The organism is Pseudomonadota bacterium, assembly GCA_030859565.1.
Taxonomy (GTDB): domain Bacteria; phylum Pseudomonadota; class Gammaproteobacteria; order JACCXJ01; family JACCXJ01; genus USCg-Taylor.
In genome coordinates this window covers 1-21,389 of sequence record JALZJW010000063.1, presented here as the reverse complement: position 1 = coordinate 21,389, position 21,389 = coordinate 1, and the positions used below count along the sequence as shown (strand labels likewise).

The window sequence follows — 21,389 nt, the reverse complement described above, 5'->3', positions numbered from 1 at the left end:
GGCGAGATCCGGGCGCTGGGCGCTGGCCGCGGGCGGCAAGCGCGCGCCGTGCACTTCGGAGAAGTTGACCCCCGCCTGCTCGAACACACGCCCCTCTACGAGCACCCGCGTCAGGCCGCCGCCCCCCTCCGTGCGCCGCCAAGGATCGTCTATGAACCGTCCTACGCCGTCTTCTTGTTCGAGAGTCCCGCAGATCCGGTTTTGGAGATCACGCAGGTAGCTCCGTACCGAGTCGAGCGGCAGCGCCGTGTTCATCTTTGTAGCTTCCGAAAAAATTATCCTGACTTATGCTATAAAGGCCTTTTATCAGGGAACCCCCATGAGCCCACGCGCAGCACAGGTACAACGCGATACGCGGGAAACCCAGATCGGCGTGACCTTGGATCTCGACGGCGCCGGTCAATCGGATCTCCATACCGGGATCCCCTTTCTCGACCATATGCTCGATCAGGTGGCGCGGCACGGGCTGATCGACCTCAAGATCGAATCACGCGGGGATCTGCACATCGACGCGCACCACAGCGTCGAAGACATAGGCATCGCGATCGGTCAGGCGCTCGCGCAAGCGCTCGGCGACAAGCGCGGGATCAGGCGCTACGGCCATGCTTACGTCCCGCTCGATGAGGCGCTGTCGCGGGTGGTCATCGACTGTTCGGGACGGCCCGGCCTCGAGTTTCACGTGGATTTTCCGCGTGCGCGGGTCGGGGATTTCGATGTCGATCTTTTCTACGAATTCTTCCAAGGATTCGTCAACCACGCGCGCGTGACGCTGCACATCGACACGCTCCGCGGCCGCAACGCCCATCATATTATCGAAACCGTCTTCAAAGCCTTCGGCCGCGCCTTGCGCATGGCCGTCGAGCCCGACCCGCGGCTTGAGGGCGTCGTGCCCTCGACCAAGGGCAGCCTCTGATCTACTACTTCTCGATTTCCTCGTGCCGCGCGCAGATTATGTGGGGGTGGGATGGGTGCCGATGAGGCGTTTGAGGTTGGTTTGGCGGATGGCGGACAGGGCGGCGGTGAGCTGATGGCCTTTGGAGGTGAGACGATAACGGTGGCTTTTGGGGATTTTTCGGATGAGGCCATGAGCGCGCAGGATGCGGAGCTGGCGGCTGATGCGGGCGGAGAGTTTTCGGATGTCGGCTGTGGATTTGTCGAAGTGGGTGGGGTGGAGCAGGCGGCGCAGGTCGCGGTTGCGAAAGCCTGCGGTGGCGAATTCGCCACGGGAGACGGCCTGGAGCAGGGCGATGTCGTTGGGATCGCCGATCCGCAGTGCTCGCACGCGGCGGTAGTGGTAGGTAACGGGTTGGGCGACTTGGTCGAAGACCTGATGCAGGGGGGTTGTGTCCTCCACGGTGGCGAGTGCTTCGAGGTAGGAGTCGTTGGCGCGCTGGGAGAGTTGGGCGCGACGGTGGAGGTCGGCGATGCCCTTGCGCAGGGGGCGCCAGGCGAGGGCTCGTTGGGGTTGGTCTTGCAGTGGGCGAAAGACTTTGAAGTCCGCGGTCTTAGCGATGGTGGTTTCGATACGCAGGACGCTACCGGCCTTGTCGTACATCTTGATGGAATTGCCGTTGACCCAATGTTTGACGCGGATCCCTTCGGGGCGCTGCCGGAAGCTGCCGGTGAGTTCTCCGGTGAAGTTGCCATGGGCTTTGCGGCCGAGGAAGCGCAGCACGTCTGGGCTTTTGAAATGCGTCGTGGCGTGCTGGACCAGGGCGGGATAGACCGTGGCGAGCGACTGGGGGTTGCGGCACACCAGATCAGTGGCCCATTCGCTCTGATAGGCCGACCAGTAATAGCTCTGCGGCCAGGGCTTGAAGATGCACCCGTGCAGTGGATTGAGCGTTCGGGCGATGGCGTCGAGGACGCGTTTCCAGCCGATCTTGAGCTGACGGTCCATCAGGCGCTGGGCCAAGGCGGGGTTGCCCAGGGCGGTGAAGCAGTTGTCGTGGCGGCGAAAGTCGCTGTGGCCCGTCTTTTGGAGCTGACGGGCGAGCCACTCGCGTCCGTTCACCCAGATCTGGATGTTGAAGGGAAACCAAGTCTGCAAGCGTGCGCCGAAAAAGCCGAACAGGGGATGGAGGGCGTACTGGTAGAGGTGCAGGCACTTGCTTGGCCGCAGACGCAAGCCCCGCTCGCGAGGGTCGGCAGAGCGGTGATACTCAAAACTCATGCACGGCTCAACCGTCTTGAAGACACAGATCAGTCCCTGCTCCACCGGATGCTCAGCCAGCAGTTGTCGGGCCAAGGCCTCCTTATCCAGAGCCGCAGATTCGAGGTAGCGCACGGGTCGCGCCTGCTCAAGGGCCGTACGCAGCGAGGCCTCCTTGACCCGCTCGCTGACCGAAACAACATACTTTTTGAAATCGAGCAGTTGCACTCCCGAACGAGTCAGAAAGGTGAACATGCCCCCCTGGATGACCAGGGGCAGCATCGTCCCGCGAAAGACAAGCCGATCAAAGCCGGACAAGACGGCCGTGACAAACGGTCGGTAACGCGCTATGAATTGTTCCATGGCGTCCTCCTCGAAGCGCAGGTTGGTTTGGCACCACCTACGTACACCGGGAAGGACGCCGTTTCAACTTGGGTTGCGGGCGTAAGCCCGCGCTAGGAGCTTGTGAATAAATCTGCTGCGCAGCCCGCCCGCATCGTTGCGCGGTGCTCGGAATCCTCATGTATTTTCACATACACTGCGGTTGCTCGTCCCATCCTTGGGACTCGCCCCTTCGGGGCTTGCGCTCCGTTTCGCTCCCGGCGAAACGGTCCTGCGCGCCGTGCGCCTCGCGGGCAGGCTTGCTCGCTACGATTTCATCACAAGCTCTGAGACGCCGCGCGCCCTTCATCGCACGATGCAAACCGTCGTTGTTCTCGATTACGGCATGAGCAACCTGCGCTCGGTCGCTAAAGCCCTCGAGTACGTGTCGGAAGGCCGGCACCGCGTCCTCGTGAGCGGCCGCCCGGACGATCTCGTGCGGGCCGATCGCATCGTCTTCCCGGGACAAGGCGCGATCGGCGACTGCATGGAGCATATCACGGCCATGGGGCTCGATCGCGCCCTGCGCGAGGTCCTTCCCGCAAAGCCGTTTCTCGGGATCTGCCTGGGGTTGCAATCCCTGATGGAGTGGAGTGAGGAGGGGGGCGGCACGCCGGGCCTCGGGGTTTATCCGGGACAGGTCGTGCGTTTTCCACGGGAGCTGCATGCCCCGGCCAGGGAGGATATTTTAAAGGTCCCGCACATGGGTTGGAATCAGGTCTGGCCGGCGGGTCCTCATCCTCTGTGGGCAGGTATTGCTCCGGGCGAGCGCTTTTACTTCGTCCACAGCTATTTCGTGGCACCCAAGGATGAGGAACTCAGCGCTGCTTATACGGAGTATGGCGTGCGGTTTACCGCCGCGCTCGCGCGCGGCCATGTCTTCGCGGTGCAGTTCCATCCCGAGAAGAGCCAGCAGCCGGGACTGCGCTTGCTCAGAAACTTTCTGCACTGGGACGGAAACGCTTAAGGATCCGCCTCCCTCGTCTCCCGCGCCACCGCCCGGTAGCCGATATCCGGGCGGTAATACATCCCCTGCCATCGGATTTTTTTGATCCGGGCATAGGCGAGCGACTGGGCCTCACTGACGGTCGCGCCGCGTGCGCACACACACGCCACCCGGCCGCCGGCCGTGACGATCCGCCCCTCCTCTATCGCGGTGCCGGAATGAAAGACCGTGGTGTCCGCGGGATGTTCGGCATCGAGGCCCGCGATCACATCGCCCATGCGAGGGGGGCCGGGATAGCCCGCGGCCGCAAGCACGACACCGAGGGCCGCGCGTTGATCCCAGTGCGGCTGGATTTTCCTGAGATGGCCCGTGAGCCCCGCCTCGATGATCTCGACGAGATCCGAGCGTAATCGGAATAAAATGACCTCGGCCTCCGGATCGCCTAAGCGGCAATTGTACTCGAGCACCCGCGGTGTGCCGTCGGAAGCCACCATGACGCCGACATAGAGGAAACCTCGGTAGGGCCGGCCTTCCCGCGCCATCCCGCGAATCGTCGGCAGCACGATTTCGCTCATGACGCGATCGCTCACCGCCTGGGTGAGCACGGGGGCAGGCGAATAAGCCCCCATGCCCCCGGTATTGGGTCCGCGGTCCCCGGCATCGCGCGCCTTGTGGTCCTGCGCGCTCGCGAGCGGCAGGACATCGACACCGTCGCTCACGACGATAAAACTCGCCTCCTCGCCTTGCAAGAACCCCTCGACGACGATTTCCTGCCCGGCGCTGCCGAAGACATGGCCCGCGAGCATATCGCTGGCCGCGCGGACGGCTTCCTCGGCGGATTGAGCGATAACCACGCCCTTACCCGCCGCGAGCCCGTTGGCCTTAATGACCAGCGGGAGCGCCTGAACTCGAATGTACGCGCTGGCGGCGTGGAGATCCGAAAAAGATGCGTAAGGCGCCGTGGCTATGCCGTGGCGGTCCATAAAGGACTTCGCATAGACTTTGGAGCCCTCAAGCGCGGCCGCCAACCGGCTCGGGCCAAAGCACCGGAGCCCCGCCTCGTCGAAGCGGTCCACGATCCCGGCCACCAGCGGCGCCTCCGATCCGACCAGGGTGAGGTCAATCCGAGCGCTCTGGGCGAAGGCGAGGAGCGCCGCGAGATCGCCGGCCGGGACGGCGACGTTTTCAACCTTGTGTTCGCGCGCCGTGCCGGCGTTCCCCGGCGCCACGTAGACGCGATCGACCTGCGCCGAGCTCGCCACCTTCCACGCGAGGGCGTGCTCGCGCCCCCCCCCGCCGACGATCAGAACCTTCACTTCATGAATGGCGGAAGTGCCGGATCCCCGTGAAGACCATGGCCATGCCGCGCTCGTCGGCGGCGCCGATCACCTCGGCGTCGCGGATGGAACCGCCGGGCTGGATCACCGCGGTGACGCCGACCGCAGCAGCAGCGTCAATGCTATCGCGAAACGGGAAGAAGGCGTCCGAGGCCATGACCGAAGCCCGGAGATCGAGGCCCGCGTCGGCGGCTTTCATGACGCCGAGGCGCGCGCTGTAGACCCGGCTCATCTGGCCGGCGCCGATACCCACCGTCTGCCCGGCCTTGGCGTAAACGATGGCATTCGATTTGACGAACTTTACGACTCGCCAGGCAAATAGCAGATCGGCGATCTCGGCTTCGGTCGGGCCACGCTGGGTCACGACTTTCACACCGGTGAATTCTACCGTGGCCTCATCCCGTTCCTGCACCAAGAGGCCGCCGTTTACGCGCTTGTAATCGAACGCCTTCCGAGCGCGTGCCTCCGGTTGAGCGACCGTGAGCACGCGCACGTCTTGTTTGCGTTGCACTACCGGGAGGGCCTCCGGCGCGGCGCCCGGCGCGGCGATCACCTCGACGAATTGGCGCGCAAGGATGGCCTCGGCGGTGTCCGCGTCGAGCATGCGGTTGAAGGCGATGATCCCGCCGAAGGCGGAGGTAGGATCGGTCGCGTAAGCACGCTCGTAGGCCGCTAGCGGCGATTCGCCGAGCGCTACCCCACACGGATTCGCGTGCTTGACGATGACGCAGGCGGGCCCGGAAAAGGAAAACACACACTCCAAGGCTCCGTCGGTGTCGGCGATATTGTTGAAGGAGAGATCTTTACCTTGCAGTTGTTTGGCCGCGGCGACGCTACTCGGCGGGGGATCGGTTTCCGCATAGAAGGCGGCGCGTTGGTGGGGGTTTTCGCCGTAACGGAGCTCTTGGCGCTTGGCATAGCGCGGGCAATACAGGCGCGGGAAACCTTCGTCCTCCGCCGTTTTTTCCAGATAAGCGGCAATCAATGCGTCGTAGCGCGCGGTATAAGCGAATGCCTTGCCCGCCAAGCGGTAGCGCGTTCCGGCGCTTATGCCGGCGTTTGCGGTCCGCATCTCTTCGATGAGCGGGGCATAATCGCCCGGGTCGACCATGACCGTGACCGCGGCGTGATTCTTGGCCGCGGCGCGCACCAGGGCCGGGCCGCCGATGTCGATATTTTCGATCGCCTCGGCGAGGGTGCAATCGGCCCTCGCGACGGTGCTTTCGAACGGATACAGGTTGACGACGACCAGGTCGATGGGACCGATCCCGTGGGCCTGCATGAGCGGCTCATCGATACCTCGACGGCCGAGGATGCCGCCGTAGACCTTCGGGTGCAGGGTCTTGACGCGCCCGCCCATGATTTCGGGAAAGCCGGTATAGTCCGAGACCTCGATGGCTTGCAGGGCGTGCTCCGCCAGCAGCCGCGCCGTACCCCCCGTCGACAATAGTTCCACACCCTGCGCGGTCAAAAACCGCGCGAGATCCACGAGGCCGGTCTTATCGGAGACACTCAAAAGCGCACGTCGTACGGACCGCATCGGCTGGCCGGTTTCCTGACCGTGGCTAGATCAAGCTGTGTTTCTTGAGGCGGGCACGCAGGGTGTTGCGATTCAGGCCCAAGATTTGGGCCGCCTTCGAGAGGTTGCCACCGGTTTGCGCCAGCACGGCCTCGAACAACGGCCGCTCGACTTCGCTCAGCACCAGCTCGTAGAGCCCGGCCGGGCTATGGCCGTTGAGATTGGCGAAGTAGATCTGCAAGGAGCGCGTGATGCACTGACGAATCGGTTGATTTCTGCGCTCGACGAATACCGCTTGCCGAGGAAGCTCGTGGTCCAATATGCTTGTCATGGTGGCGACTTCTCCTATTATCATGTTCGCCATCCCCTCTCGCTATAGGCGGTTATCGTAGTGTTTCGTTCTTAAGAGATTGCGCCCCCCCCCGGTGCCCAACGCGTAATCTCCGGCGCCTATGATAACGGGAAACGAGTCTTGATTGAAACCATTGACAACGGCTTTAAGACCTGTGCCGGGCAGCGGAGCGCGTTACAGGAACTTAAACTCGAAACTCACCGGGTTTTTCCGGGGGCCTTGCACTTCCAGGACGATATGAACCGGGATCCCAGGCGGCATCTCCAGGGCCGGGTCGACGTGCTTTTCGAGGTACTCCTTGGGCACGAACCGGCGAGCGGCAAGGACTTGGCCATCCGTATCGTACAAACCGAGCTGCAGTACCGGGTAGGGCTGGGGGAACTCCGCGTGATTGGTGAAGAGGGCATTGATCAACAGTGCGTCTGCGGCACGCGGATGGACGCGCACATCGCGCGAGACCAACCGGATGAGGCCGGGATCGCGGTAGCGGGGCAACTGGCAATGCCAGTGAGCGCAAGCCCACTCAAGCGGCGGGCGCGCTGCGGGGAACAGCGCGAGCAGGCGGGCGCCTTGAAACCATGCGATCTGACCCAGCAGCAGTATCAGGAACATGACGGCCCACGCGCCCCACCCGCTCGGGCGGTGTTTCGGGACGAGCCCCTCAATGGCGGTGAGATCGAGCGCCTGGGCTAGGGCGCTGTCGGCAGCCTGAGCCACATCGGTGCGGCCCGCCGTGGCGTCCCCGGGCGTAGCGCGCGTTGGGGGTTCGCTTTGCGCGTCGACCAAAGCCTCCAAGGCATCGAAGACGCCGTGGCAAATCCCACAGCGCACCTTGCCGTGCGCCGCTTTGAGCTCGCTCGCGGAAACGCGAAACAGCGTACGGCATTCCGGACAGCGCGCCAGCATCGTTTCAGCGCCCTGGCGCGCCCGCCCCGGTCAGCCGCCTGGCCGGCACGAGGACCCACTCCTCGAGCCGTTCGACCGCAGTAGATTTATTCACAAGCGCTCAGGTCAGTCCCAGCTTCTTTTCAAGATAATGAATGTCCATAGCGCCCGCGCGAAATCCCTCGTCATTCATCATATTGCGATGCAAAGGCAGGTTGGTCTTAATCCCGTCGATCACGATCTCGGTGAGGGCGTTAATCATGCGCGCGAGCGCGATGGTTCGGCTCTCGCCATGGGCGATGAGCTTGCCGATCAAGGAATCGTAGTAAGGCGGAACCGCATAGCCCTGGTAAATGTGCGTATCCAAGCGGATCCCCGGACCGCCGGGCGGATGGAATAAAGTGATCGTGCCGGGCGAGGGCATGAAGGTTTCGTGATCTTCGGCGTTGATCCGGCACTCGATGGCATGACCTCGGAGGATGATCTGGTCCTGGCGATAACTCAGAGGTTCGCCGCTCGCGATGAGGATCTGTTCTTTGACGAGATCCACCCCAGTGACCATCTCGGTGACCGGATGCTCGACCTGAATGCGCGTGTTCATTTCGATGAAGTAAAACTGAGCGCCTTGATAGAGAAACTCAAACGTGCCGGCGCCGCGGTAGCCGATGTCCTGGCAGGCTTGCACACACCGCATGCCGATGGCGTCCCTAGTTTCCGGGCCCAGACCCGGCGCGGGCGCTTCTTCGATGATTTTTTGGTGGCGCCGCTGCGTCGAGCAATCGCGTTCCCCGAGGTGTATGGCGTTGCCGAGGGTATCGGCGAGCACCTGGATCTCGATGTGGCGCGGTGTCTCGAGATATTTTTCAAGATAGACGGAACCGTTTCCGAAGGCCGCGTGGGCCTCGCCACTGGTAAGGGCGATGGCGTTGAGCAGCGCGGCTTCGCTATGTACCACCCGCATGCCGCGCCCTCCCCCGCCTCCCGTGGCCTTGATCATGATCGGATAACCGATCGCGCGTGCGATCCGGAGGTTCTCGTCGACATCGGCGCCGAGGGGTCCGTCGGAGCCAGGCACGCAGGAAACTCCCGCTTGTTTCATCGCGCGGATGGCGGATACCTTGTCGCCCATCAGCCGGATCGTTTCCGGCCGCGGGCCGATGAAGATGAATCCGCTTTGCTCGACGCGCTCGGCGAAGTCGGCGTTTTCCGCGAGGAACCCATAACCCGGGTGGATGGCCACGGCGTCGGTGACCTCGGCGGCGCTGATCAGGGCTGGACCGTTCAAATAACTCTCCGCCGAGGGCGCCGGACCGATGCACACCGACTCGTCGGCGAGGCGCACCGGTTTTAGATCGCGATCCGCGGTCGAATGAACCGCAACGGTCTTGATCCCCAGCTCGCGGCAGGCGCGTAAGACTCTGAGCGCGATCTCACCCCGGTTAGCAATCACGATCTTGTCAAGCATGGCTCAGTTAACGAACCTCGAACGAAACAAGGAGGCCTCCCTGCGAGCAAGGATTCAACTTCGTTTCAGTACGAACAGGGGCTGGTCGTACTCCACCGGTTGGCCGTTGTCGACCAGAATCGCGGCGATCGTGCCGTCGCTATCGGCTTCGATCTGATTCATGACCTTCATAGCCTCGATGATACACAGAATCTCGCCCCGTTTTACCCGCTGACCCATTTCGACGAACGGTTTGCTGGTCGGAGAGGCGCCGAGATAAAAGGTTCCGACCATCGGAGCGGTGATGGAATGACCTTCAAAGTCTGGTTTCGGTTTAACATCGGCGGGAGCTGCGGCATGCCCGGGCGCGGCGGGGAGCTGCGGATCCGCTAGCTGTAAGAAGGTGTGACCCCCTGGCGGGGCCCGATAGCGGCTGATGCGGACGGATTCCTCCCCCTCGTGGATTTCGAGCTCGGCAATCCCGGACTCTTCCAGGAGCTCGATTAACTTTTTTACTTTACGGATGTCCATCTTTTTCCTGGTAGGGCGAATGTGTGGCATGGGCTCGCAAGCGAGCGATCGCTGCTTGCAAGGCAAGCTCATATCCCTGTGGCCCGAGACCGCTGACAATCCCCACCGCGACTCCGGAAAGGTAAGAAGTGTGGCGAAAAGCCTCGCGCGCGAAGATATTGGATAGATGAACTTCGATAAACGGTATCTTGACTGCTACGAACGCATCGCGTAGCGCGATGCTCGTGTGCGTGAAAGCGCCGGGGTTGATAATGATAAAGGCGGCGTTTTCCGACTGCGCGCGATGAATACGCTCCACCAGCTCGTGTTCGGCATTGCTCTGAAACGAGGACAGCGTGTGTCCCGCGGACAGCGCCAGAGCCTCGAGGCGGGACTCGATCTCCGCGAGCGTCGTGGTACCGTAAACCTCCGGCTCACGTGTTCCTAATAGATTAAGGTTGGGTCCGTTGATGAGCGCCAGTTGCGACATACCCGGTTCTTGAATCGCGGTTAGTTGCCGCTTGTTTGCGACACATTAGCATAAGTTAACGGCGGAAACGAGCAAATTACCCGCTATTTTGCGGCGCGGCGAAAGGCCGCGCGGAACCGTCGGCGAGGAATCTAGGGAAGCTCTGCAAGGGTGTCGCGAGCAAGCCCAGATGCGCGAAGCCGCGGAGCGAGTCGCGAGACATATCAGGTAGATAGGCGAGCGACGAGCGAGCACGCGACAAAGCAGATGGGCTGCGCAGTAACTTTTGCAGAGCTTCCTTAGGCGGGAATGCGGAGCAGCCGTCGTATGAGATTCTCGACTTCGTCCCGGTGCACTTGGCCGGGCTGGGTGAAGGCGATTCTCCTGTTACGATCAACGATCACCGTGTAGGGTAGCGCGCCGCTCGTATTACCGTAACTCAGGGCGACTTGGATGGCCTCCGCCTCGCCGGTCAGCGTCGGGTAATTGATCCCGGCCCGGTTCGCGAATTCTTGCGTCGTGCCAAGCTCATCGATCGCGATACCCACGATCTGCAAGCCCTCGTCCTTATAGTCTTCTTGGAGCGCGATGAGATCCGGGATCTCTTTTTGGCACGGAGGACACCAGGTGGCCCAAAAGTTTAATAGCAAAACTTTTCCGTTCCACTCGCTGATGCGGCGGCTCTCGCCTCTGAAATCCTTGAGTGAAAAATCGGGCCGCGCCTGCCCCACGAGGGTCGAAGGTGAGGAGTCCGCCCGCGCGCCCAGGTGTTCGCGGAGAAGATAGCCCCCGCCTCCCGCGACGATCAGAAACAAACAATAAAATGCAAAACGGTAAGCCGGGCTCAACGGCGCAACACCCGATCGAGGTGCGAGCGAAACGCTTCCGGCTCGACGAACCCGACAAGACGTTGATTGCGAAGCTCGGTACCGTCCGGTGTGTAAAAAAGCAAGGCCGGCGGCCCGAAGACTCCGAGGCTCGCGAGCAGCTCGCGGTCCTCATCATCATTAGCCGTTACGTCCGCTTTGATTAGCGTTAACTTGGAAAGCTGTTGGCCGACGATTTGGTCGACAAAGGTATGTTTTTCCAGCTCTTTGCACTCGACACACCAGTCCGCGTAAAAGTCCACCATCACCGGCTCGGCACGATCGCGCGCCGCGCGTAAGGCCTGCTCCAAACCCGCGGTACCCTTGACCCGCATGAAGCTCAGCTTGAGTGGCGCCGTGGCGGATCCCTGCGCCAGGAGTGTGGCGCCCGCGAATGGACGCCACATATCGGTGGCCCCCGCGGCCGCGCCGACGATTAAGAGGCCGCCGTAAGTCAAAACCAAAAACCCGGCGCCGCGCGCCAGACGGTGACCCCATGACGCGGTCTTATGGAGTAGATCGAGGGCTCCCAAGAAAATCGCCCCGGTCGTCAATAACAGCCCCCATAGCAACACGGTGAAAGCCGGCGGCAGCAAGCGTTCCAGCATTAAGACCGCGACTGCGAGCATCCCAAACCCGAAGAACGCCTTGACCTGTTGCATCCAAGGCCCGGCTTTGGGAAGGAGCTTCCCGGTCGAAGTACCCACCGCTATCAGCGGTAATCCCATGCCGATGCCCAAGCAAAAGAGCGCCATTCCGCCGAGCACCGCGTCACCGGTCTTACCGATATAAATCAAGGCCCCGGCCAGGGGCGGCGCCACGCAAGGTCCGACGATCAGGGCGGAGAACAATCCCATCGCCGCGGTTCCGTGCACGGTTCCGCCTGCTTGCGCGTTACTCGCCCGGGCGAGGCGCGTCTGCCAACTTGCCGGCAGTTGTAACTCGAACCAACCGAACATCGACAAGGCGAGGCCGACAAAGACCGCGGCGAAGAACACCAGCACCCACGGATTTTGAAACGTAGCTTGCAAGTTATGGCCGAAGCGTCCGGCGATCACCCCCATGACCGCATAGGTCGCGGCCATCACCACGACAAATACGCTCGATAAAATAAATGCCTTGCGCGTGGTTGCGTGCTCGCCTTGGCCGGCGATGATTCCGGAGAGAATCGGGACCATGGGAAACACGCACGGTGTAAACGCGAGGAGGATCCCGAACCCCGCGAACATGGCCAGTGTCGCGAGCACGGCGCCGCCTTCGAGTTGCCGCGCCAACGCATCGTGCTCGGCGACGGGTTCGCTTGCTCCCCCGGAAGCGGCGCCGGCCGCCACCTGCGCTGGCAGTCGCAGGCTGAGCGTCTTCTGCATCGGAGGGTAGCAGATCCCGTCTTCGGCGCAGCCCTGATACCTGAGGGTTAAACCGACCTCGGCCTCGCCGGGGCTTGGGCGTCTGAGCGACAGCGGGACCGTGATAGACCCGGTATGCACCTCGACAGATCCGAACTCCGGATCTTCCTTGAAGTGCCCCGAGGGAAGATTAATGCGCCCGAGCCGGACGTCGCCGCCGGTCAGGTCAAATCCGAATTTATCCTTATATAGGTAATAACCATCGGCGATGTCCCAGCGCGCGGCGAGGGTCGCCGGATCTTTGATGTCGACCGTGACGCGAAATGCTTCCTCGGGCGGTAAAAACTCCCGGCGGGCCGGTTCGCCCGCGAAACCGCGCTTGAAATCCTCGAATATATTCGCCGCCCCCCGTTGTTCATCAGCAAACACGGGTAGCAACGTTCCAAACAACCAAACTAAACAGACAGCGCTGATAGTCTTCATGGGGCTGCGTTCACCATCTCGTTAATCCAGCTTAAATACGGGCTCGAGCCCCGCACTATAGGGACCGCGATGATTTCGGGGAGTTCATACGGATGTTCCGATTTTAACAAGGATTCCACCGCCTCGTAACGCCATCGGCGGGTCTTGATCAAGAGCAGGACTTCGGCACTCGATTCGAGCTTATCGGCCCAGCGGTAGATCGAGTGCACCGCGGGAAGGATATTGACGCAAGCGGCGGCGCGTTGTTCGACCAACCGGGTTGCGATCCGGCCCGCGACCGCGTTGTCGGGGCACGTCGATAGCACGAGGAGGTAGTCTTCGCCATCCGTCATGCCGGTCCTCGTTTAGATTGGGCGTACCGGGGTCCGGGATCGGTTGACAGTAACGGCTCGCCACCTATAATTAGCACTCACAAGAAGCGAGTGCCAACACCGCTTTGTTTTTCTATCGCACATCGGAGGAGGTCAAAATTCATGAATATTCGTCCCTTACACGATCGGGTCATCATCCGCCGCCTAGAAGAAGATCGCAAGAGCGCGGGGGGTATCGTCATTCCTGACACGGCCGCGGAAAAACCCATGAAAGGAGAAGTGGTTGCCGCGGGTCCGGGTAAGGTCACGGACGACGGCAAGGTCAGAGCGCTCGACGTTAAGCCCGGTGACCAGGTGCTTTTCGGCAAGTATTCCGGTACCGAAGTCAAAATGAACGGCCAGGACCTGGTGGTCATGCGGGAAGACGACATCATGGGCGTCATCGAAAATTAAATCTTTACTATAGAGGTGAAACATGGCAGCTAAAGAATTGAGGTTTAGCGAAGATGCCCGCAGGCGCATGCTTGCCGGAGTCAATATCCTAGCTAATGCGGTTAAGATAACACTGGGTCCGAAAGGTCGGAACGTAGTGTTGGAAAAGAGCTTCGGATCGCCCACGGTGACCAAGGACGGGGTGTCGGTCGCCAAGGAGATCGAGCTCAAGGACAGGTTCGAGAACATGGGCGCCCAAATGGTGAAAGAGGTTGCCTCGCACACCTCCGACGAAGCGGGCGATGGCACCACCACCGCGACGGTTTTGGCGCAGTCGATGCTGGTCGAAGGAGTCAAGGCGGTGGCGGCCGGCCTGAATCCGATGGATCTCAAACGCGGCATAGACAAATGCGTGGCCGCGACGGTTGAGGAATTGAAAAAGCTATCCAAGCCCTGTAACGACGAGAAAGCCATCGCCCAGGTGGGCACGGTCTCGGCCAACGACGATAAGGCCGTCGGGGAGATCATCGCCCGGGCCATGGGCAAGGTCGGCAAGGAGGGCGTTATCACCGTCGAGGAGGGCCAGAGTCTCGAGAACACGCTGGAGGTTGTCGAAGGCATGCAATTCGATCGCGGCTATCTCTCGCCGTATTTCATCAATAACCAGCAGAACATGAATGTCGAGCTGGAAAACCCGATGATCCTCATCCATGACAAGAAAATCTCCAACATTCGTGACTTGTTGCCGATCCTCGAGGCCGTAGCCAAGTCGGGACGGGCGCTGCTGGCGATCTCCGAAGACGTGGAGGGCGAGGCCCTGGCCACGCTGGTCGTCAACAATATTCGCGGTATCGTCAAGGTGGCGGCGGTCAAAGCGCCCGGCTTTGGCGACCGCCGCAAGGCGATGTTGGAAGACCTCGCAATCTTGACCTCGGGCACGGTCATTGCCGAAGAGGTCGGGCTGAGTCTCGAGAAGGCGAGCTTGGGCGATCTCGGAACCTGCAAGCGGGTCACGATTACCAAGGAAGAGACGACCATCATCGGCGGCGCGGGCGATCCCAAGGCCATCGAAGGCCGGGTCAACCAGATCCGCGCGCAGATCGAGGAGTCCACTTCCGATTACGACAAGGAGAAGCTCCAAGAGCGCGTGGCTAAGCTCGCCGGCGGCGTGGCCGTGATTAAGGTCGGCGCGGCCACCGAGACCGAGATGAAGGAGAAGAAGGCGCGGGTCGAGGACGCCTTGCATGCGACGCGCGCGGCCGTCGAGGAAGGCGTGGTGCCGGGCGGTGGCGTGGCCTTCATCCGGGCCCTGGAGGGGTTGAATGCGCTCAAGGGCGAAAATCACGACCAAGACATCGGCATCCAGATTGCCAAGCGCGCGATGGAAGAACCGCTGCGTCAGATCGTGGCCAATGCCGGCGAGGAGGCCTCCGTCGTTCTTTCCAAGGTGAAGGAAGGCAAGGGCAGCTTCGGTTACAACGCCACCAGCGGGGAGTATGGTGACATCGTCAAGATGGGTATCATAGATCCGACCAAGGTGACGCGCACGGCCTTGCAGAATGCCGCTTCGATCGCGGGACTCATGGTCACCACCGAAGCGATGGTGGCCGAATCACCGAAGGACGAGGAGAAGATGCCGGGACGCCACGGGCACGGCGGCATGGGCGGCATGGGCGACATGGACATGATGTAATCCCGAAGGGATCCGCTCGCACCACTAGAAACCCCGCGCAACCCGCGGGGTTTTTTTGGCCACGACCCCAGCAGATTTATTCACAAGCTCTCACTTATAAGCGGGAGAGGTCGAGCCCTGCCCGATCGCTGGCCCAGGCCTCTGCCAGCCGCCTCTCGGCGACACGTGCTTGGCGTTTATCTCCCCGCCGCTTGTAGACTTCCGTGAGGCCATAGAGCGCCCAGCCGTTGTGAGGCGCCTCGCGCAGGCTCGCCCGGAATGCGTCCTCAGCGCCGGCGAGATCGCCCGAGAGCAAGAGCACGGCGCCGAGCGACTGGCGCACCGGATAGTACCAGAACGGCGGCTCCGAGTAGGAAAGCTTATCCTGAATGGCTACCGCCCGCTCTAGCTCGGTACGCGCGGACTTCAGGGCGCCTCCAGCCTGGGCGATGCGAGCGAGTAACACGTGGCGGGCGAGCGCCAGCACCTCGCCCGCGGGGATCCCGCCGGCCGCGAGTGCGGAAAAGTCGCCGCGGGCCGCGATCGCCGCGATCGCCGCCGCCGCGCGCTCAGCGGCCTGGATATCCTTACGGGACGCATGGGCCACGCCGCGAGCGTAGTGCCACATTGCCTGAACATAGGGCAGACTGGATCCGGGATCGGCCAAGGCCCACACGGTCTCGGGCGCGCTGAACTGGGCGTGGGCAAAATAAGGCGCCGCTTGAATGGGCTGCACCCAGGGAATGGCCCGGGCCGCATCAGGGGTCACCACGCGCGCGAGCTTCTCCGCCGCGGCGATGGCGGTCTTGCCGTCGCCCGCCATCTGGGCCGCGGCCATGAGCGAGTGCACATTGTGTGGATAATAAGCCTGCGGGTAGATGCCCTCGGGTGCTGCCGCGGCGATATAGGCCTCATCGGCCGCTACCCCCGCCTTATTCACGGCCAGCGCGTCCAGATAGCGGCCCATGCGGAAATAGATATGAAAGGGCATGTGCACGAGATGGCCGGCGCCGGGCATGAGATCCGCGAGACGCATGGCATAGGGTTCCGCCCGCTCCGGCCGGTCCGAAGCCTCGACCATGTGGATGTAGTAGTGGATCGCCCCCGGATGGTCAGGATGTTTGTCCAGCACCCGTTCCAAGACGGCGAGGATCTCCGCGGTTCTGCCTTTCGGCCGGCGGCCGTTCGATGCCCAGTAGTCCCAAGGCGTGAGATCCATCAGGGCCTCGGCGTAGAGGATCTGGATGTCCGCGTCCTCGGGATAGCGGGCCGCCACTCGATTCATGGCCGTGGCGTAGGCGGCATCCAGGGTCGCCCGCTCGGCGTTTTCGGAATAGCGCTTATCCAGCGCCTCGATCAGCGCTCGTTCACGGCTCGAAGCGTAGCGGGCTTTTTCTTGCGCCTCGCGCAGGGCCGCTAGCGCAGGCTTGACTGCGGAGGAGTCCATCGGCGCGTTGATGTTGGGGCCGAGCACGAGCGCCTCACCCCAGGAGCAGAGGGCGCACTTCGGATCGAGCCTCTGCGCCATCCGAAAGGCGCGCCGCGCTTCGGTATGGTTGAACGCGTAGGTGAGCCGCAGGCCTTGATCGAAGTACTCCTGGGCGCGTTCACTGGTGGTCGTGATCTTGTAGCTCAGCGTGCCGAGGTTGTCCCAAAGCGGTGGCGCGCTCTCGACGAAGGACTCGGAGGGACGGCGCGCTTGATGCGCGAAGCCCCCGACCTCGCCCCGGACCGCGTGGTCGTGTCCAGGGGTTGCTTGAGCACTGGCCGACAGAACCGTGGCGATCCCGGCGGATAGTGAGCAAACCGCAATAATATGCATAAAAAACATTATCATTCCTCCGCAACAACTACAGGTTCCGCGATAACAGACCGAGCGTCTCAAACCAGGGGCTGCTCTATGGACTCTACCATCCGAACTATGACGCCCAGCTTTGATATCGGGCTTCGGGGGGCGCGCACCGCGGTGGTGGGTCAGCCACGCTCCTCTACCGGTAGAAAGGGCCTGGCGGCGGGCCCTGTATAGAGCTGGCGCGGACGGCTGATCCTATGATCGGTATCCGCGATCATCTCCTTCCACTGCGCGACCCAGCCGACCGTGCGGGCCACGGCAAAGAGCACCGTGAACATGCTGGTCGGAAAGCGCATGGCCTTGAGGATGATCCCGGAGTAGAAGTCCACGTTCGGATACAGCTTGCGCTGCACGAAATAGTCATCCTCAAGCGCGATGCGTTCCAGTTCCATGGCGATCTCCAGCAGCGGCTCCCGGGTGACGCCAAGCTCCGCGAGCACCTCGTGACAGGATTCGCGCAGCACCGCGGCCCGCGGATCATAGTGCTTGTAGACCCGATGGCCAAACCCCATGAGCCGCAGCGGGCTGTTCTTGTCCTTGACCCGCGCGATAAACTCGGGGATGCGATCCTTGGAGCCGATTTCCTGCAACATTGTGAGCACGGCTTCATTCGCCCCGCCGTGGGCCGGGCCCCAAAGCGAAGCGATACCGGCGGCCACGCAGGCAAAGGGGTTGGCGCCGCTCGAGCCGGCCGTGCGCACGGTTGAGGTCGAGGCATTCTGCTCGTGATCGGCATGCAGGATAAAAATCCGGTTCATCGCGCGCGCCATGACCGGGCTGAGCTTATAAGTCTCGCACGGCACCGAAAACATCATATGCAGGAAATTGTCGGCATACCTCAAATCGTTGCGCGGATAAACGAACGGCTGGCCGATGGAGTATTTGTAGGCCATGGCGGCGATGGTCGGCATCTTGGCGATGAGCCGGTGGGCGGCAATCTCGCGCTGCTCGGGGTCGGTGATGTCGGTGCTGTCATGATAGAACGCACTCAACGCTCCCACCACGCCCACCATCACGGCCATGGGGTGAGCGTCGCGCCGGAAACCGCGGTAAAAGGCAAGCACCTGTTCATGGAGCATGGTGTGATAAGTGATGATATCCTCGAAACCGGTCTTTTGACTGACGTTCGGCAGTTCGCCGTAGAGAAGCAGATAGCACACCTCGAGGAAATCGCAATGCTCGGCGAGATCCTTGATCGGGTAGCCGCGATGCAGCAGCACCCCCTGCTCGCCGTCGATGAAGGTGATCCGTGATTCACAGCTCGCGGTCGAGGTAAACCCGGGGTCATAGGTGAAATAGCCAAGCTCGCTGTAGAGCTTACGGATATCGATGACGCTCGGGCCCAGGGTGCCGCCGAGCAGGGGCAGTTTCACCCGTCTTCCCGAAGCCTCATCGATGAGCGTGATAGTCGCGGGCCCGGAGGCCGTATCCGGTATCTCGGGTGTGTGACTCATAGGTGTCTGAAACAGATCCGGTACCCGATGGGATCTCGTCTAGCACGACCGGTCGATCTTCGTAATCCCATAAAAATAGCGCGACTTAGGTCAGCTTGTCGCGGTCTTCCCGCGCCTCTAGTGTGGTGGTGTCTCTGAAATACCTATACAGTCACCAATATGTCGATACCGCCTTCGTCATTCCTGCGAAAGCGGGAATCCAGCGTCTTTTGTGGATTCCGGGTCTCCTGCGCTTCGCACCTTCGCCCGGAATGACGGGGCAAACGCGACCCGTTATTTACGAGACACTACACTAGGTGATGCTCAGGGCCAGTGTCGTTTTGCCGACCAGACGGGGACCGATCAAGGCGACGGCGGCTTGTCTAGCCAAGGCTTCTCGACCAATATTGGCGTTACGACGCAATAACATCCGTGTACATTATCCATCCTATGGATGATATACAAGGATTACAAATCCGAAGCGTGTCGCTCGCGTCCTCGCCCTCGAAGCGCTGGAGATTCGCGAAGAAAGTCTCTGGTGTGCGCCTCCAAGGCGTCATGGAATTATTCCGACGGGCCTCGGCTTAGCTTGCGCTGCAATGACCGCCGATGCAGGCTAAGGCGGCGAGCCGTCTCGGAGATGTTGCCGCTACAATCGTGCAACACTTTCTGCAGATGCTCCCATTGTAACCGCTGTACGGACACGGGTTGCACTGAAACCGAGGCTCCGAGGTTGGCTCGGTTGCGCCCGAACGCCGCTACGATCTCTTCCGCATCCGTGGGCTTGGTTAAATAGTGCACCGCCCCGAGCTTAATCGACTCCACGGCGGTGGCAATGCTCGCGTAACCCGTCAACACGACGATTTTCATCTCCGTACGCCAACCGGTTAGTTCCGCGACCAACTCGAGGCCCGACCGGCCGGGCATGACGAGGTCGACCACCGCGTAAGCGGGCGCGCTCAGCCGAGCGACCTTCACCGCCGCTTCGGCATCGTGCGCAATACTGACCGTAAAGCCACGCGTCGTCAGCGCTTCGCTCAAAACCTTGCAAAAAACTAGATCGTCGTCAACGAGAAGCAGGTCACCGGCGGTAATATCAGCCTCTCCTAGGTTCGTCATAGCTAACGGGTCACAAGCAGGATCGGCAGCGATAGCACCGTTCTCGGTCACAGGTATCGGCAACGATCTCGTCTTCGTGCGTGGTAGCGCGGCGCCGTAACGCAGCGTCTAGCTACCTCGTTCTGCGACTATAATAGCCTACCGCTCGGCTCACCGTTATGCGACAAATTGTCGCAGGCTGTTAGCGCGTGGTCGTTGTCATATCGCGTGCTAGTTTACCCGTCAACCCCGCCGTAGACATACGGCCGAGAGCGCGGTGGCGGACATCCACGAGGCTGGGCGCGGATCGACCAGCCAGGCAGGTTCGTGAGCGATCCCGGCCGCCAATAATCGGTAGGCGATCGCCGGGCGCGCATGGACCACGCGCACATGCGCGCCGCTCCGCCGCGCCCACTGACAAAACATAATGAGCCAATTGAGACCCGAGTCGCGCATGTCCGTCACAGCGGCCAGATCGATGATGTAGTTCTCATGGCGGTTTCGGTCCGGCTCGCAATACTGCCAGAGCGCGAAACCGAGCGACAAATCAAAATGACCCATGGCGCTGAGCGTGACGGTCTCGCGGTCCGCCGATAACATGATGGTAAAGGCTGCCATCGTCGTCTCCTAGCGTTTCGAGATTAATAGCACCTGCATTTAACCCTAGGCCCGTAGGCGGCGCAATAGGGCAAATTGCCGCGCGGCAATTCGTCGCAGCTTGCAACGCCGTGGGGTGCGACAATTTGTCGCATTTTCAAAGGCGATCGCCAAAACGACAGGCCGGTGTTCTCCTAATTTGCGTCATTGCCTTCTTCGCATTGGGCCACATCCGGGCCGCGCGTGCCGAATGCGCCGCCAACCATGTAACGGTAGTTGGTGAATTTGCTTTTCCCGAATGCGTCGTCGTATGTAATCCGCCCAAATATGTAGATAGCCTTCGTCCCTTCCTCAAAGAACTTTCTCTCCGAAGCGCTCAGTGCAAAATAGCGGTTAAACTTGTTCGATTCCATGCCTGGGCCGATAATCCCCAGACTAGGGGGGATTTTCGGAAACTCAAAGTTGGCCTCTGGCGGAAAGAATGCTATCGCTCCGATATAGTTCACATTAAATGCTGGGGTCTGCCCGGAATTTTTGACATTTATAAGCGCCACTGGGCCAGTGTCATCTTCGATCCCACTTATCAAGGCGCTGTTGACGAAGACGTAAGCTCGCAGTTGCCTTTCTGCGGTATCCTCGGCGCCTTTAACCAGGTCTCTAGTTGCTCTGTAGAGAAATACGGTAGCCGCGAACAGAAGTGCGGTAAAGGCAACGAGAGCGTGTCAGTAATTTTCAGTCTATAGCCAAAGAATGGCGGCCAGAATTCGGTTCCCTCATCACTAGCATTCTTTGCATGATCAGTGGACTCGGCATTGCTGGTGTTGGCGGCAGCGGCCGTGGGGCTCTTGAAATCTGCCTTGGAGTTTTGCTCGGGTGGTACGGTATTTTTGGTTTGTACCTTGGCTTCGATCCTTGGAGTGTCTTGCGACTGTTGTGACTGGGCTATTCCGGCAAACAATGCCAATGAAAGTAAAAGCCAGCGCACCATCAGCATGCGCGGATCGCTGCGCCGAATATGTTGGATTGTTGCAATTGTTGTAACAAAACGCAAAGTCATGACGTAGAGCGGAAGATATTTCTTGCTGACCTTATGGAGCGTGCCGATGGTGCCGCGCTTAACCAGCGACCAGAAGCCCTCGATGGTATTGGTGTGGATAGCGCCGTGAACATATTCGCCTGCGCCGTATGCACCATGCCATGCGGTAAATGGCGGTCAATGTACCGATAGCCTTTGTGGTCATCGGTAGAGATCAGGCTGACTTTGTCCGATATGGTCTCACGCATGAACGCGTTAAGGGTTTCAG

General features: G+C 61.1%; 22 protein-coding genes and 1 pseudogene. 4 read left to right on the top strand and 19 right to left on the bottom strand.

The genetic code is table 11. The features are described from left to right. Positions 1-255, bottom strand: a 255-nt coding sequence (locus M3436_10900; GenBank protein MDQ3564616.1) for a coproporphyrinogen III oxidase, incomplete at its 3' end; no start/stop codon positions are given. A 64-nt stretch (positions 256-319) separates the two neighbouring features. Here M3436_10900 and hisB point away from each other — a divergent pair. Continuing rightward, complete coding sequence (gene hisB, locus M3436_10895) at positions 320-913, top strand: imidazoleglycerol-phosphate dehydratase HisB (GenBank protein MDQ3564615.1); 594 nt, start codon at positions 320-322, stop codon at positions 911-913. A 36-nt stretch (positions 914-949) separates the two neighbouring features. Here hisB and M3436_10890 read toward each other — a convergent pair whose 3' ends face one another. Then, the gene (locus M3436_10890) at positions 950-2,515 is read right to left on the bottom strand and encodes a hypothetical protein (GenBank protein ID MDQ3564614.1); all 1,566 of its coding nucleotides are present in this window, start codon (positions 2,513-2,515) and stop codon (positions 950-952) included. A gap of 334 nt (positions 2,516-2,849) precedes the next feature. On the opposite strand from M3436_10890, the gene hisH reads away from it, so the two are divergent. Further along, the gene (gene hisH, locus M3436_10885; protein MDQ3564613.1) at positions 2,850-3,500 is read left to right on the top strand and encodes an imidazole glycerol phosphate synthase subunit HisH; all 651 of its coding nucleotides are present in this window, start codon (positions 2,850-2,852) and stop codon (positions 3,498-3,500) included. Here the strand turns inward: hisH and purD are convergent. From purD to M3436_10835, 10 genes are all read right to left on the bottom strand, one after another. Further along, on the bottom strand, positions 3,497-4,795 hold the full coding sequence (purD, locus tag M3436_10880; protein MDQ3564612.1) for a phosphoribosylamine--glycine ligase: 1,299 nt from the start codon (positions 4,793-4,795) through the stop codon (positions 3,497-3,499). The two genes, hisH and purD, sit on opposite strands and share 4 nt — an antisense overlap. A gap of 1 nt (position 4,796) precedes the next feature. Next, positions 4,797-6,356: a bifunctional phosphoribosylaminoimidazolecarboxamide formyltransferase/IMP cyclohydrolase gene (gene purH / locus M3436_10875; protein ID MDQ3564611.1), complete on the bottom strand. Its 1,560-nt coding sequence runs from the start codon at positions 6,354-6,356 to the stop codon at positions 4,797-4,799. 25 nt (positions 6,357-6,381) lie between these two features. Continuing rightward, on the bottom strand, positions 6,382-6,666 hold the full coding sequence (locus M3436_10870; protein MDQ3564610.1) for a helix-turn-helix domain-containing protein: 285 nt from the start codon (positions 6,664-6,666) through the stop codon (positions 6,382-6,384). 195 nt (positions 6,667-6,861) lie between these two features. Continuing rightward, positions 6,862-7,593 carry a zinc-ribbon domain-containing protein gene (locus M3436_10865; GenBank protein MDQ3564609.1) on the bottom strand — a complete coding sequence of 244 codons (732 nt, stop codon included), beginning with the start codon at positions 7,591-7,593 and terminating at the stop codon, positions 6,862-6,864. A gap of 100 nt (positions 7,594-7,693) precedes the next feature. Continuing rightward, on the bottom strand, positions 7,694-9,037 hold the full coding sequence (accC, locus tag M3436_10860; GenBank protein ID MDQ3564608.1) for an acetyl-CoA carboxylase biotin carboxylase subunit: 1,344 nt from the start codon (positions 9,035-9,037) through the stop codon (positions 7,694-7,696). A 54-nt stretch (positions 9,038-9,091) separates the two neighbouring features. Beyond that, positions 9,092-9,547 carry an acetyl-CoA carboxylase biotin carboxyl carrier protein gene (gene accB / locus M3436_10855; protein ID MDQ3564607.1) on the bottom strand — a complete coding sequence of 152 codons (456 nt, stop codon included), beginning with the start codon at positions 9,545-9,547 and terminating at the stop codon, positions 9,092-9,094. Then, the gene (gene aroQ, locus M3436_10850; protein MDQ3564606.1) at positions 9,534-10,016 is read right to left on the bottom strand and encodes a type II 3-dehydroquinate dehydratase; all 483 of its coding nucleotides are present in this window, start codon (positions 10,014-10,016) and stop codon (positions 9,534-9,536) included. The genes accB and aroQ overlap by 14 nt, the downstream gene beginning before the upstream one ends. 278 nt (positions 10,017-10,294) lie before the next feature. Continuing rightward, entirely contained in the window at positions 10,295-10,843 is a 549-nt protein-coding gene (locus tag M3436_10845; protein MDQ3564605.1) for a TlpA family protein disulfide reductase, read from the bottom strand. Further along, complete coding sequence (gene dsbD / locus M3436_10840) at positions 10,840-12,690, bottom strand: protein-disulfide reductase DsbD (protein MDQ3564604.1); 1,851 nt, start codon at positions 12,688-12,690, stop codon at positions 10,840-10,842. The genes M3436_10845 and dsbD overlap by 4 nt, the downstream gene beginning before the upstream one ends. Further along, a complete protein-coding gene (locus M3436_10835; GenBank protein MDQ3564603.1) occupies positions 12,687-13,022 on the bottom strand; it encodes a divalent-cation tolerance protein CutA in 336 nt (111 codons plus the stop codon). Before M3436_10835 ends, dsbD begins: the two co-directional genes overlap by 4 nt. Before the next feature lie 141 nt (positions 13,023-13,163). On the opposite strand from M3436_10835, the gene M3436_10830 reads away from it, so the two are divergent. Then, a complete protein-coding gene (locus M3436_10830; GenBank protein MDQ3564602.1) occupies positions 13,164-13,454 on the top strand; it encodes a co-chaperone GroES in 291 nt (96 codons plus the stop codon). Positions 13,455-13,476: 22 nt separating this feature from the next. Further along, the gene (gene groL, locus M3436_10825; GenBank protein ID MDQ3564601.1) at positions 13,477-15,126 is read left to right on the top strand and encodes a chaperonin GroEL; all 1,650 of its coding nucleotides are present in this window, start codon (positions 13,477-13,479) and stop codon (positions 15,124-15,126) included. Positions 15,127-15,220: 94 nt separating this feature from the next. Here groL and M3436_10820 read toward each other — a convergent pair whose 3' ends face one another. The 7 genes and pseudogenes from M3436_10820 to M3436_10790 all read right to left on the bottom strand — a co-directional run bounded on the left by M3436_10820 (position 15,221) and on the right by M3436_10790 (position 21,271). Then, positions 15,221-16,927 carry a tetratricopeptide repeat protein gene (locus tag M3436_10820; GenBank protein MDQ3564600.1) on the bottom strand — a complete coding sequence of 569 codons (1,707 nt, stop codon included), beginning with the start codon at positions 16,925-16,927 and terminating at the stop codon, positions 15,221-15,223. Between the two features lie 152 nt (positions 16,928-17,079). After that, positions 17,080-18,411 carry a citrate synthase gene (gene gltA / locus M3436_10815; GenBank protein MDQ3564599.1) on the bottom strand — a complete coding sequence of 444 codons (1,332 nt, stop codon included), beginning with the start codon at positions 18,409-18,411 and terminating at the stop codon, positions 17,080-17,082. A gap of 543 nt (positions 18,412-18,954) precedes the next feature. Beyond that, complete coding sequence (locus M3436_10810; protein MDQ3564598.1) at positions 18,955-19,509, bottom strand: response regulator; 555 nt, start codon at positions 19,507-19,509, stop codon at positions 18,955-18,957. Between the two features lie 222 nt (positions 19,510-19,731). Further along, the gene (locus M3436_10805) at positions 19,732-20,106 is read right to left on the bottom strand and encodes a hypothetical protein (GenBank protein MDQ3564597.1); all 375 of its coding nucleotides are present in this window, start codon (positions 20,104-20,106) and stop codon (positions 19,732-19,734) included. Between the two features lie 173 nt (positions 20,107-20,279). Further along, positions 20,280-20,639, bottom strand: a complete 360-nt coding sequence (locus M3436_10800) for a hypothetical protein (GenBank protein MDQ3564596.1) — start codon at positions 20,637-20,639, stop codon at positions 20,280-20,282. 29 nt (positions 20,640-20,668) lie between these two features. Then, positions 20,669-21,142 carry a hypothetical protein gene (locus M3436_10795; GenBank protein MDQ3564595.1) on the bottom strand — a complete coding sequence of 158 codons (474 nt, stop codon included), beginning with the start codon at positions 21,140-21,142 and terminating at the stop codon, positions 20,669-20,671. Beyond that, positions 21,143-21,271 (bottom strand): annotated as a pseudogene (locus tag M3436_10790) (transposase). Positions 21,272-21,389: the final 118 nt, after the last annotated feature.